Below are 13,221 nucleotides of genomic sequence, written 5' to 3' on the forward strand. Positions count from 1 at the left end.
CGCGGGCAGGTGTTAGTGTCACTGGAATGGACATCCGGCTGGAACGCACGCGCAGCTTAGCCACGTTGGAGCGCGCGGTAGGTCTGTTGCGGTCGTTTCGCCTCGAGCAGACACGCCCGGACATCTTCTACCGCGAGCTCGCGAAAGACACGCATGCGCTAATCGACGCTTTAAGCCGCGACCTCACCCGCACCGGCATCACCAGCAAACGGATCTTGGATGTCGGTGGCGGGCCAGGCTATTTCGCGGAGGCGTTCGGGGATAGCTGGTATGTGGGGCTGGAGCCGTCGATAAGCGAAATGTCGGCGGCTGGTTTGAGCGGCTACGGCGCGGTGCGCGGCGATGGTGCGGCGCTGCCATTCGCAGACGACGTGTTCGACGTGACGTATTCGTCGAATGTGGTCGAGCATGTGCCGGATCCTGCGGCGATGTGCGATGAGATGGTGCGGGTGACAAAGCCCGGCGGGCTGGTCGTCGTGAGCTACACCGTGTGGCTCGGGCCGTTCGGCGGGCACGAGACGGGCCTGTGGCCGCACTATGTGGGCGGCGATTTCGCGCGGCGGCGCTACGAGCGCACCCACGGGCACCCGCCGAAGAATGTGTGGGGAAAATCGCTTTTCGCGGTCTCCGCCAAATGGGGGCTGGACTGGGCTGCGGCGAGCGGGGCAGAAAAAATCACCGCGTTCCCCCGCTACCACCCGAGCTGGGCCTGGTGGCTCACCTCGGTGCCGGTGCTGCGGGAGTTCGCGGTGTCGAACCTGGTGCTGGTCCTTAGGGCTTAGATCATCGAGCGGGACTTCTCCAGCTCGTCGAAGATCTCCTGCGGGACGCGGTCGCCGAGGGTGCCCAGGTACTCCTTGCCTTCCTCGAAGTCCGCGGCGAATTCCTCCGGGTTGACGGCGAGTGCTTCGCGGACGTCCTCGACCGGGGTGTCCAGGGCGGACAGGTCGAGGTCCTCGGCGCGGGCGACGTGGCCGGCGACGGTCTCATCAGCCTCGACGCGGCCCTCGATGCGGTCGACGATCCACTTCAGCACGCGGGAGTTCTCGCCGAAGCCCGGCCACAGGAAGCGGCCGTCGTCACCGCGGCGGAACCAGTTGACCAGGAAGATCGACGGCATACGGTCGCCGCCCTCGTTGCCACGGTCGATCCAGTTCTGGAAGTAATCGCCCACGTTGTAGCCGATGAACGGCAGCATCGCCATCGGGTCGTGGCGCAGGGAGCCGACCTTGGCCTCCAGCGACGCTGCGGTCTGACCAGAGGAGAGAAGGGAGCCGATCATGGTGCCGTGGTTCCAGTCGCGGGCCTGGGTGACCAGCGGGATGGTGGACGGGCGGCGGCCACCGAAGAGGATCGCGTCGACCTTCACGCCGCGCCAGTCGTCGAATTCGTCGGCTGCGGACGGGCACTGGGGGATCGGCACGCAGTAACGGGAGTTCGGGTGAGCGGCCGGGGTGGTGGACTCCGGCGTCCAGTCGTTGCCCTGCCAGTCGATGAGGTGCTCCGGCGTCTCACCGTCCATGCCTTCCCACCAGACATCGCCATCGTCGGTGAGCGCGACGTTGGTGAACAGGGTGTTGCCCGGCTCCATGGAGCGCATCGCGTTGGGGTTGGAGGCGTAGTTGGTGCCCGGGGCAACGCCGAAGAAGCCGTTTTCGGGGTTGACGGCGTAGAGGCCATCGTCGGCAAGCTTGAGCCATGCGATGTCGTCGCCGACGACCTCGGCCTTCCAACCCGGGATGGTCGGGGTGATCATGGCCAGGTTGGTCTTGCCGCAGGCGGACGGGAATGCGCCGGTGACGTGGTAGGCCTTACCCTCTGGGTCGATGAGCTTGAGGATGAGCATGTGCTCAGCCATCCAACCCTCTTCCTTCGCCATGACGGAAGCGATGCGCAGGGCGTAGCACTTCTTCGCCAAGATGGCGTTGCCGCCGTAGCCGGAACCGTAGGACCAGATCTCCTTGGTCTCCGGGAACTGGGAGATGTACTTGGTGTCGTTGCACGGCCATGCCACATCCTCCTGGCCCTCCTCGAGCGGAGCGCCGACGGAGTGGAGGCAGTGCACGAAGTCGCCGTCCTTGCCGATCTTGTCCAGGGCTTCCTGGCCCATGCGGGTCATGATCCGCATGGACATGACCACGTAAGCGGAATCAGTGAGCTGCACGCCCAGCTTCGGGTCCGGGTCGGAGATCGGGCCCATGCAGAACGGCACAACGTACATGGTGCGGCCCTTCATGGCGCCACGGAAGTGCTCGGTCATCTCGGCCTTGAGCTCGTCCGGGGCGACCCAGTTATTGGTGGGGCCGGCGCCGTCGGCGGTCTCAGATGCGATGAAGGTGCGGGACTCCACACGCGCCACGTCGGACGGGTGGGAGCGGGCGAGGAAGCTGTTCGGACGCTTTTCCTCGTTGAGCTTGATCAGCGTGCCCTTCTCCACGAGCTCAGCAGCGAGACGGTCCCATTCCTCCTGGGAACCGTCAGCGAAAACCACCTGATCTGGCTGAAACAGTTCGACTGCTTCGTTGATCCACTCGATCAACTGCTCATTCTCGGTGGGCGCTTGGCCCGAAAGCCCCTTCACTGCAGCGGTCATTCCTACTCCTCTATTCTTCGGCGGTTCCTTTATTCAGCGTATCGGAGTACCCCCGTTTCTCGCCCTAACTTGTTAACCTCCCATTTAAGCGCACTGAAACTACAAAGGAGCTACCCCCAAAAGAGTGTGGGTAGTCCCCCACTATTCATGCTCGTTCCCGCGATTAAGCTGCCCTTACTCGCACATGCCCGAGCACTGGCGGGGGTTGTGTGAACAGGCCCCCGCGCAGGAATACGGAAGTCCTTTTTCTTCCCCTATGCGGGGGGCATCACGCGTAACGAGGTGAGCTGGTGGACAATATGATCGTGAAAGAAAACGATCGCAGCCACGAAAGCAGAGAAAGCGGAGAGGGCAGGGACGCTCTCGGCGAGCTTCCGGCCGGCCGCCCGCCGCAAACCGAATTCGACACAGGCTTGGATTACCCGCGCCTGGGGTCGGTCACGTTCCGCCGCGGCACGCTGACGGACAACCAGCAGGCGCTTTTCGACGAAAATTGGCCCCGCCTCGGCACTGTCCTCGCACACTCAGACGACGAACAGTGGATTGACTACGACGAGTGGTTCGGTCGCACCGGCCACCCGACGATCGTGGAGATCGGTTCGGGCACGGGAACGTCGACGGCGGCGATGGCACCGCTGGAGGCTGACACCAATATCATCGCTGTGGAGCTGTACAAACCGGGTCTGGCCAAGCTGCTGGGATCGGTCGTGCGCGGCGGCATCGAGAATGTCCGTATGGTGCGCGGTGACGGCGTTGAAGTCCTGGCCCGCATGATCGCGCCGGAATCGCTCGACGCCGTGCGCATCTTCTTCCCGGACCCGTGGCCGAAGGCGCGACACCACAAACGCCGCATCATCCAGTCGGGCACGCTCAATCTCATCGCCACCCGCCTCAAGCAAGGCGGTGTGCTGCACGTGGCCACCGACCACGCCGATTATGCGGAGTGGATCGACGAGCTGGTTGAGGCAGAACCGCTGCTGGAGTACAAGGGCTGGCCGTGGGACGAGGCACCGATTCTGACCGACCGACAAGTGATCACGAAATTCGAGGGCAAGGGCCTGGATAAAGAACACGTGATCCGCGAGTACCTGTGGGTGAAAAAATGACCGATCTGCACGTTGCCACGCACCCTTACACCGCCGGGGCTGAGGCTGGGCCCGACAATCTGCTGCTCGTGTGGGATGCACCGAATTTAGACATGGGACTCGGTGCGATCCTCGGTGGGCGCCCGACTGCGGCGTACCGCCCGCGTTTCGACGCGATCGGCCGTTGGCTGGCCATGCGCGCCGTCGAGCTCAGCTCCGAGACCGGCGACAAGGTCGAGCCGGAGGCGACCGTGTTCACCAATGTCACGCCAGGCAGCGCCGATGCGGTCCGCCCGTGGGTGGAGGCACTGCGGAATGTGGGTTTCGCGGTCTTCGCTAAGCCGAAGACGGACGAGGACTCGGATGTGGACGAGGATATGGTGGAGCACATCCGCCGTCGTCAAGCGGAAGGCGTTTTGTGTGGCATCGTCGTCGCGTCCGCTGACGGGCAGAATTTCCAGGAGCTCCTTTGCGAGCTTGCCGACGACGGCCTGCCCGTCACCGTTCTCGGATTCCACGAACACGCCAGCTGGGCAGTGACCTCGCAGACCATTTCATTCGTAGACTTGGAGGACATTCCCGGGGTGTTCCGCGAGCCGCTGCCGCGCGTCAACCTGGACAAGCTGCCGGAGAAGGGCGCGTGGCTGCAGCCCTTCCGCCCGCTGTCTGCGCTGCTGAATAAGAGATAGCCCGACAGCCGAGAAGACAAGGAGGGCCCGTGTTCTATAAGTGGGGCCAGTTTGCTTACCGCCACCGCCGGATCATTCCGGTGGTGGTCATCGCGATCATTCTGCTGATGCAGGTGTTGTGGGGCTCCAAATTGGGTGACCGACTCTCCCAGGAAGGCTGGGAGGACCCGGGTGCCGCTTCCACCACTGCTGCCAAGGTGGAAGAAGAGGTCTTCGGACGCGACAATAACGGTGACGTGATCCTGCTGGTCAGTGGCAATATCAACGACCAGACCGTGATGGCCGAGGCGAACCGGCAGATCAGTGCTCTCAAGGAGCAATACCCGGAGCAGATCGACCACATCACCAGCTACTTCGAAAAGCCGAATCCGCAGCTCCGCTCGGCTGACGGGACGAAGGCCTTCGCCGCGATCGGCCTCAAAGGCGACGGCGAGCAGACGCTGAAGGACTACCGCGCCATCGAGGACGCTCTTTATGACATCGAGCTTCCTGCAGGCGCGGAAGTCCAGGTCGCCGGCGCCACTGCGATCGCAGGCGCGCTGGATTCTGGCATGGCCGATGACATCGCACGCGCGGAGAAAATCGGCCTGATTTTCGTGGCTGTCATCCTGCTTTTCGTCTTCGGCAGCGTCGTCGCCGCTGCGATGCCGCTGGTGGTGGGCATCCTGTCCATCCTCGGCTCGCTGTCCGTCCTGTCGCTTTTGGCACAGGTGCAGCAGGTCAACGTCTTCTCCCAATCCGTGATCACGCTGCTGGGGCTGGGCCTGGCCATCGACTACGGCCTGTTCATGGTCTCCCGTTTTCGCGAAGAGCTGGACCAGCGCGGGGATTCGCCGGAGGAGATCCGGGACGCGGTGGCAGAAACTACCACGACGGCGGGCAAGACGGTGTTCTTCTCCGCACTCATGATCGGCGTGGCGCTGTCGGGTCTGCTGATGTTCCCGCAGGCCTTCCTCAAATCGGTGGCGTACGGCGCGATCAGCGCGGTGGTCCTCGCCGCGATCATTTCGGTGGCGGTGCTGCCGGCGCTGTTCAGCATGCTGGGGCGCAATATCGACAAGTTCTCGGTGCGCCGCACCAGCCGGAAGGCACGCCGGATCGAGGACACCGTCTGGTACAAGATCCCGGCGTGGGCGATGCGCCACTCCAAGCCGGTCATCGTCGGTGTCGCCGGCGCGCTGTTGCTGCTCACGCTGCCGATCGTGGGCATCACGTTCGGCGGCATCAACGAGTCCTACCTGCCGCCGGCCAACCAGGTCCGCCAGGCGCAGGACGAATTCAACGAGACATTCCCCGCCTACCGCACCGACCCGGTCAAGCTCGTGGTGGAAGGAGCTGACAACGACCAGTTCGTCGACATCGTCTGGCAGACCCGCGGCATCACCGGCCTGGCCTCCCCGATGGAAAAGACCAAGTCCACACCGGACGGAACATTCGTCCTGGCGGGAACGCTGGCGGACAGGAACGGTGGGGCGGACGTCGTCAAGCAATTGCGTGCGATTGAGGCGCCGGACGGTGTGAAACTCCATGTCGGCGGCACCCCGGCGATGGAGGTCGAGTCCATCGAAGCGTTGCTGGAGCGCCTCCCGTGGATGGCTGTGTACATGGTGCTGGCCACATTCTTGCTGATGGCGGTGCTGTTCGGCTCGATGATCCTGCCGGTGAAGGCTGTGATCATGAATATTCTCGGCATCGGCGCCACCCTTGGCTTTCTCACGCTCGTCTTCGTCGACGGGCTGGGCGCGGGCGTGCTCGGCTTCACCCCGGGCCCGCTCATGAGTCCGGTGCTCGTGCTGATCATCGCGATTTTGTACGGCCTGTCCACGGATTACGAGGTCTTCTTGGTCTCCCGCATGGTGGAAGCGCGCAACAAGCGCGCGACAACGGACCAGGCTATCAAGTACGGCACGGCGCACACGGGCTCGATCATCACGGCCGCCGCGCTGATCATGATCGTCGTCGCCGCGGCATTCGCGCTGAGTGAGATCGTGATGATGAAGTACATCTCCTACGGCCTCATCATTTCGCTCGCGCTCGACGCGACGCTGATCCGCCTGCTCCTTGTCCCCGCGATCATGCACGAGCTGCGCGAGGACAACTGGTGGGCGCCGCGTTGGATCAAGCGCACCGCGGAATCGTTCGGCGAGGGCGGCGACGCCACAAAGCAGGAGCTTATCGACGACTCCCCTCTCCACCCCCGCACCGGCGAGATCCCCGTCGCGGGAACCGTCCCGGCCAACCAGCACGCCCGCTCGGGTGTGAGCGTGGACCAGGACACGCAGCTCATCCCGTTCGATGAGCTGATGCGTCGGCTGAACAGTTAGGTGCCGCGGACATGACCAACGCCCGCGCGTGGATCCGTTGGCTGGCACCCGTGGTGGTGCTGGTCATCATCGGCGTGGTCTTCCGCGACCAGCTGCCGTTTCTCGGTGAGGCGTTTCAGGCGCTGCGCCACTCCTCGCCTGCACCTGTCGCGGCGGCGGTGGTGTGCGCGGTGCTGTCCATCTTGGCGATGGCGGCAGTCATGCGCATCCTGCTGACCGCCGAGGGCGTGCGCGTGAACATGGGCAACACGACCGCCATCACTCTTGCCAGTAACGCCTGGTCCACGACCATTCCGGGCGGCCCGGCGATCTCCGCATGGCTGACGTTCCGGGTGCAACGCTCCTGGGGCGCGTCGGTGGGCCTGTGTGGCTGGTTCTTCGTGATTTCGGGCGCGCTGTCGACGGTATGGCTGGTGGTCATCGGCATCGCCGCGGTGATCTTTTTCGGCGCGCGCCTGTCCGTGTGGGCGCTTGCCGGTTCCCTCGCCGTTGCCGTCGCCGCCATCGCGGGTGTGTTCTGGGCGATTTACAACCCGGATGTGCTTCGTCGTTGGGTGCGCTACCTGCCGCAGCGCGTGCGCGTGAAGGTCGTCGATGTCGTCGACCAGCTCGCCGCCATCCGCATGTCACCGGGCGCATTTGTCGCGGCCGCCGTGTTCTCGCTGTTGAACCGGCTGATCGATGTCGCCACCTTCTACTTCTCCGTCACCGCCGTCACCGGCGCCCTGCCCGGCCTCGAGGCCGGGCTGAACGAGACGACCATTCAAGGTGTCGCCCTCGCCTTCATCATGACCAAACTCGCCGGCGCCGCCCAGGTGACGCCGGGCGGCATCGGCACCGTCGAACCCATCGCCACCGCGTCGCTCGTCGCTTCGGGCCTCACGCTTGTCGACGCCACCGCCGCCACCCTCATCTACCGCATCATCTCCTTCGCCCTCATCACCGCTATCGGCTGGATCATCTACCTGTTCGCCTATGCCGGAAAAGGGTTCATGCTTGGGCGTCCGGAGGTTGGACACCTGCCGAACTGATTGAAGAGGTCTATCGTGGCCTTATATGAACGCATTGGGTCGCAGTGTTGATTGGCAACGGGTCACTCCCGTGGCGTGGCATGGGCATGAACAGGGCGTCGAAACGCTGGTGCGCTCATTCGCCGCTGTTCCGGAAGGGCAACGCGTCAGGTTGGCGAAGAAGACGTCGAACTTATTCCGTTCCCGCGAAGCCGCCGAGGCGGGCCTCGACGTGAGCGGCCTCGGCGGTGTCATCGAGGTGGACCCGGTGGCAAAGACTGCGGATGTGCAGGGGATGTGCACCTACGAGGACCTCGTCGACGCGACTCTGCCCTACGGCCTGGCGCCACTAGTGGTGCCGCAGTTGAAAACAATCACCCTCGGCGGCGCGGTGTCAGGCATGGGCGTGGAATCCACGAGTTTCCGCAACGGCCTGCCCCACGAATCCGTTTTGGAGATGGATGTGTTGGTGGGCACCGGCGACATCATCACCTGCTCCCGCGAAGAAAATGTGGAGCTCTTCCGCGCGTTCCCTAATTCCTACGGTTCCCTCGGCTATGTGGTCAGGCTGAAAATCGAGCTGGAGGACGTCGCTCCGTTCATGGAGCTTGCGCACGTGCGCTACAGCGACCTGGCACAATTCCAGGACGCGCTGGCCGCCGCGGCCGCCAACGGCACGTGGGAAGACCGGGAGATTCACGGCCTCGACGCTGTCGCTTTCTCCACGGACGAGCAATACCTCGTGCTCGCCTTCCAGGCGGACAATGCGCCCGGAACTTCCGACTACACGCACGACGCGATCTTCTACCGCTCGATCCAGCACCCGGCAGGCACGAAGCACGACTACCTGACTATCCGCGACTACATCTGGCGCTGGGACACCGATTGGTTTTGGTGCTCCCGCGCATTCGGCGCGCAGAACCCCCAGGTGCGCAAGATATGGCCGCGGCAGCTGCGCCGCAGTTCCTTCTATTGGAAGCTCGTGGGCTTGGACAAGAAATACGACCTCGAATACCGCTTCCTGAAAAAACCGAAGAACCTGCCGCGCACCGAGCGCGTCGTGCAGGACATCGAGGTAACCGATACGCACCTCGCGGCATTCCTGGAGTGGTTCTTTGCCGCCAGCGATATCGAACCCGTGTGGCTCTGCCCAATCCGCCTGCGCCCCGGTGTGGAAGAGCTCTCGGGCGTGGGGCTGCCCGAATCCGCGCCGTGGCCGCTCTACCCGCTGGATCCGGGAACTACCTGGATCAATGTCGGCTTCTGGTCTGGTGTGCCAGCCGACCATGTCTCTGCGGCGCAGGAGCCGGGGGCCTTCAACAAACTCATCGAGCAGAAAGTCTCGGAGCTCGACGGGCATAAGTCGCTGTACTCGGAAGCGTTCTACAGCGACGAGAAATTCAAGCAGCTGTACGGCGGGGACCTGCCGGAACAGATGAAGCAGAAATACGACCCGGACAGAAGATTTCCGGGCCTGTACGACAAAACAGTGAATAACGCGTAGGAGATGAACATGATCATCGGTGACCGCAGCACACACTTCACACCCATGACCGTCGCAGAGATTGTGGACACGCTATTCCCCGCCGGCAACCCGTTCCGCTGGGAGGCGTTCGACGGTTCGAGCACGGGACCCGAAGATGCCCAGCACACCGTACGTGTGACCAGCCCTGAAGGCTTGTCCTACATCGCCACCGCCCCGGGCGATTTGGGGCTCGCCCGCGCGTGGGTCACCGACGGACTCATCGTGGAGGGTGAGCATCTGGCCCACCCGTACAGCATCTTCGACCACCTACGCACCCTGTACGAGAATTTCTCGCGCCCGGACGCGGCCACAGGTCTGCGCATCGCCCGCTCCCTGCGCTCCATGGGCGCCATTCAAATCCAGCCGATCCCGGAGGCGGAGCAGGCGTCATGGCTGGAGCGCCGCGTGCGCCAAGGCCTATCCCGCCACTCTAAGCAGCGCGACGCGGACGTCATTTCCTCCCACTACGACGTGGGGAACGAGTTCTACGAGCTCTTCCTCGGCGAATCCATGGCCTACACCTGCGCCTACTACCCCACCCCGGACGCGACCCTCGACGAGGCGCAGGAGAATAAATTCCGACTCGTCTTCGAGAAGCTGAATCTGAAACCCGGCGACCGCCACTTGGACATCGGCTGCGGCTGGGGCTCCATGGTCCGTTACGCAGCGCGGCGCGGCGTGAAGTCTCTCGGTGTCACCCTGTCTAAGGAGCAGGCCGAATGGGCGCAGGCCAAGATCGAGGAGGAGGGCCTCGCTGATCTCGCCGAAGTGCGCTTCCTCGACTACCGCGATGTCGAAGAGGGCGATTTCGACGCCATCTCCTCCATCGGCCTGCTCGAGCACATCGGTGTCAGCAACTACCCGGCCTACTTCGAGTTCCTCTCCGAGAAGCTTCGTGACGGCGGCGTGATGGTCAACCACTGCATCACCTACCCCGACAACCACAAGACCCGCAGCGGTGAATTCATGGACCGGTACATCTTTCCCGACGGGGAGCTCACCGGGTCAGGCACCATCATCAAGAACATGCAGAACCACGGTTTCGAGGTCTTCCACGAGGAAAATATCCGCTTCGACTACATGCGCACTCTCCACGACTGGTGCGAGAACCTCAAGGCCAACTGGGACAAGGCTGTCGAGCTGGTCGGCCAGAACACCGCCAAACTCTGGGGCATGTACATGGCCGGTTCCGAGTGGGGTTTCGAGCACGATGTGGTCGAGCTGCACCAAGTCGTGGGCATCAAGCTTGACGAGAACGGCTCCCGCGCCGGTACCCCCGAGCGGCGCTGGTGGAACGACTCGGTGTTCTAAACCGCCGGTTCACTAGAATTCACTCTATGAAGATTTCCACGCCCGTCGCTATTGCCCTGGACACTCTCGCCATCGCCGTCTTCGCACTGCTGGCACGCATCGCGCACCAGACCGACGAAATGCCACTGAATTTCACCGGCTGGCTGTCCACCCTGTGGCCGTTTTTGGTGGGCGTTGCTCTGGCCTGGGTGATCGTCACCCTCACGCGCAAAGGCGAAGGCAAGGCGGGCGGCGCGCTCATCTGGCTGATCACCGTCGCTACCGGCCTGATCATCTGGGGCATAAGAAATCAGCAGCTGCCGCACTGGTCCTTCATTGTCGTGGCCAGCGTGATGTCGGCGCTGCTGATGCTGGGGTGGCGCGGGATCGCGCGCCTGATCAAGCGTTAAGGCTAGCGGCCGCCGGATTCAGCTTTGGGCGAGCAGCGAGCGTACTGCTTGATCGTCCGGCCCTTTGAAGAAATTCGGGCCGTGCTTCGCCAACAAGCCACGGCAGTATTCGGCGGCGTCGGCGTCTCCGCGTGCGACTCGGATGCGAGCCTCGCAGTGGTCCATTGGTATATCCCCTATCGGGTCTCCGGTTGAGACGACCGCGTACGCGTCTCGGCCCCGAGCCAACCAACGTTCGGCAAGCGCCCAGTCCTGGATCTCAACGGCGTAATCGCATGCGCTCATGGCGATACTCTGCGGCCAGTAGTTCCATTCCAGACGCGGCTCGGGCAACATTTCCCAGGCCTCTTCCAACTGGGCGGTGTAGCCCTGAGGCAGCTCGTACTCAAGGTGTTTTTCGATCTGGTTGTCCAGATCGGCGGGCAGATCAGGCAGGCGGGACACGTTTCCTCCTTGGCTCGACACCACGGTGTCAGGTCGGATACTTGAATACATATCCGAGGATATAAAAACACGGTCACGTCTTGCGCGACCGTGTCTGTATACCCTAGACGCTCTTAGAACGGCAGACGGCCGCTGGAGATCGCGCGGAATGCCCACACGAGGTAGTTGATGAGCTCGGAACCGAGATCGAGTGCGCTGCTGAGCATGTTTCCTCCTGTCATTACCTATTGGAGATCGTTCAACTTTCTGTAGGGCTTATCGTGACGATCCTCAGGCACGTTACACAATCGTTACGGACAGGATTACAGCGGGTGAATATTGTGCTTCTTCGGTAGGTCAGCGTCGTACTTGGTGGACAGCTGGCGTAGTGCACGGCGCAGAGTGCGGCGGGTCTCCGACGGCTGAATCATGGCATCGAGGTAGCCACGCTCGGTGGCGACGTACGGGGAGGTCATATTCTCCTCGTAGAAGTCCATGAACATCTTCTTCATGGCGTTGCGCTGCGCTTCGTCCTCGATGGCGGCGAGCTGCTTGCCCTGGATCATGACCGCGGCAGCGGCAGAACCCATCACGGCGATCTGCGCGGTCGGCCACGCGAAGTTCAGGTCGCCGGAGAGGTTCTTCGAACCCATCACGGCGTACGCACCGCCGTAGGCCTTGCGGACGATGAGCGAGATCTTCGGCACGGTGGACTGCACCACCGAGAACGCGAGCTTGGCGCCGCGGTGAATCAGGCCGACCTTCTCCTGGTCCACACCGGGCAGGTAGCCGGGGGTGTCCACGACGAAGATGAGGGGCAGGTTATAGGCGTCGCAGATCTGGATGAACCGGGCACCTTTATCGGCGGCATCGGCGTCGATGCAGCCGGCGAAGTGCATGGGGTTGTTGGCGACGAAGCCGACGGGGCGGCCGTCGATACGCCCAATGGCGCAGATGAGATTCGGGGCGTAATTCTCCTGGATCTCGAGGATTTCCTCGTCGTCGCCGAGCTGGACCAAAAGGTCCATCATGTCGTAGCCGGCGTTGGTGTCGTCCGGCATGAATTCGTCGAGGGCGGAATCGTCCAGATCCTCGTCGGCGGGCGCCCACACCACCGGCGGCTCGTCGAACGCACTGGTGGGCAGGTGGCCGAGCAGGTCGCGAACGAAGTCGAACGCTTCCTCTTCGCTCGGCACGGTGACCGAGACGTTGCCGTTCTGCTCCTGCTGCATCGCACCGCCGAGCTCCGCGGAGGAGACATCCTCGCCGGTGACCTCGCGGATGACGGCGGGTCCGGTGACGTACATTTCGGCCTGACCCTCGACCGCGACGATGAAGTCGGTGGTCACTGGGGCGTACACTGCGCCGCCGGCGGACTTGCCCAGCATGATGGAGATCTGCGGCGAACGGCCCGACAGGGGCAGCTGGCGGCGGGCGATCTCCGAGTACATCGCCAGCGAGGTCACCGCGTCCTGGATGCGTGCGCCGCCGGAATCCTGGATACCGATGACGGGGCAGCCGACTTTGATAGCCAGCTCCATCACGTCGACGACTTTGCGGCCGAAGGTCACGCCGACGGAACCGCCGTAGACGGTCTTGTCGTGGGCATAAATGGCGACGGGGCGGCCGTCTATACGCCCATAGCCCGTCACCACGCCGTCGGAATAGACCGCGTCGTCATCACCGGGCGTGCGGGCGAGCGCGCCGGTTTCGACGAACGACCCTTCGTCGAGAAGCGCATTGATGCGCTGACGCGGCGTGGTCTGCCCGGCGTCGTCGCGGCGCTTGCGTGCGCGCTCGGAACCAGGATCCTGCGCGCGTTCGAGGCGGTCGCGTAGGTCGGCGAGTTTCTCTTCGGTCGTCATCGTCATT

At 63.4% G+C, this 13,221-nt stretch carries 11 protein-coding genes; 8 read left to right on the forward strand and 3 right to left on the reverse strand.

What is annotated here, in order from left to right; genetic code table 11:
- Nucleotides 1-26: 26 nt before the first annotated feature.
- Nucleotides 27-782: a methyltransferase domain-containing protein gene (locus M3G19_RS07330; protein WP_259901959.1), complete on the forward strand. Its 756-nt coding sequence runs from the start codon at nucleotides 27-29 to the stop codon at nucleotides 780-782.
- On the opposite strand, the gene M3G19_RS07335 is transcribed toward M3G19_RS07330, so the two are convergent.
- A complete protein-coding gene (locus tag M3G19_RS07335; protein WP_259901960.1) occupies nucleotides 779-2,593 on the reverse strand; it encodes a phosphoenolpyruvate carboxykinase (GTP) in 1,815 nt (604 codons plus the stop codon). The genes M3G19_RS07330 and M3G19_RS07335 overlap by 4 nt on opposite strands.
- A 299-nt stretch (nucleotides 2,594-2,892) precedes the next feature.
- Between M3G19_RS07335 and trmB the strand changes: the two genes are divergently transcribed.
- From trmB to M3G19_RS07370, 7 genes are read left to right on the forward strand one after another with little or no spacing between them, the layout of a single operon-like run.
- Nucleotides 2,893-3,699 (forward strand): tRNA (guanosine(46)-N7)-methyltransferase TrmB, encoded by an 807-nt coding sequence (trmB, locus tag M3G19_RS07340; protein WP_259902021.1) that lies wholly within the window; start codon nucleotides 2,893-2,895, stop codon nucleotides 3,697-3,699.
- Nucleotides 3,696-4,367, forward strand: coding sequence for an NYN domain-containing protein (locus M3G19_RS07345; RefSeq protein ID WP_259901961.1), 672 nt, complete (start codon nucleotides 3,696-3,698; stop codon nucleotides 4,365-4,367). Before trmB ends, M3G19_RS07345 begins: the two co-directional genes overlap by 4 nt.
- A gap of 29 nt (nucleotides 4,368-4,396) precedes the next feature.
- Nucleotides 4,397-6,691: an MMPL family transporter gene (locus tag M3G19_RS07350; protein ID WP_259901962.1), complete on the forward strand. Its 2,295-nt coding sequence runs from the start codon at nucleotides 4,397-4,399 to the stop codon at nucleotides 6,689-6,691.
- Between the two features lie 11 nt (nucleotides 6,692-6,702).
- Nucleotides 6,703-7,722 (forward strand): YbhN family protein, encoded by a 1,020-nt coding sequence (locus tag M3G19_RS07355; RefSeq protein ID WP_259901963.1) that lies wholly within the window; start codon nucleotides 6,703-6,705, stop codon nucleotides 7,720-7,722.
- A 25-nt stretch (nucleotides 7,723-7,747) separates the two neighbouring features.
- On the forward strand, nucleotides 7,748-9,205 hold the full coding sequence (locus M3G19_RS07360; protein ID WP_259901964.1) for an FAD-binding oxidoreductase: 1,458 nt from the start codon (nucleotides 7,748-7,750) through the stop codon (nucleotides 9,203-9,205).
- 9 nt (nucleotides 9,206-9,214) lie between these two features.
- Nucleotides 9,215-10,537 carry a class I SAM-dependent methyltransferase gene (locus M3G19_RS07365; RefSeq protein ID WP_396121762.1) on the forward strand — a complete coding sequence of 441 codons (1,323 nt, stop codon included), beginning with the start codon at nucleotides 9,215-9,217 and terminating at the stop codon, nucleotides 10,535-10,537.
- A 26-nt stretch (nucleotides 10,538-10,563) separates the two neighbouring features.
- Nucleotides 10,564-10,926, forward strand: a complete 363-nt coding sequence (locus M3G19_RS07370; RefSeq protein WP_259901966.1) for a DUF3054 domain-containing protein — start codon at nucleotides 10,564-10,566, stop codon at nucleotides 10,924-10,926.
- Nucleotides 10,927-10,944: 18 nt separating this feature from the next.
- Here the strand turns inward: M3G19_RS07370 and M3G19_RS07375 are convergent, their stop codons facing one another.
- Complete coding sequence (locus tag M3G19_RS07375) at nucleotides 10,945-11,370, reverse strand: hypothetical protein (RefSeq protein WP_259901967.1); 426 nt, start codon at nucleotides 11,368-11,370, stop codon at nucleotides 10,945-10,947.
- A gap of 302 nt (nucleotides 11,371-11,672) precedes the next feature.
- Nucleotides 11,673-13,214, reverse strand: coding sequence for an acyl-CoA carboxylase subunit beta (locus M3G19_RS07380; RefSeq protein ID WP_259902022.1), 1,542 nt, complete (start codon nucleotides 13,212-13,214; stop codon nucleotides 11,673-11,675).
- Nucleotides 13,215-13,221: the final 7 nt, after the last annotated feature.

The organism is Corynebacterium sp. p3-SID1194 (genome assembly GCF_025144155.1).
Taxonomy (GTDB): domain Bacteria; phylum Actinomycetota; class Actinomycetes; order Mycobacteriales; family Mycobacteriaceae; genus Corynebacterium.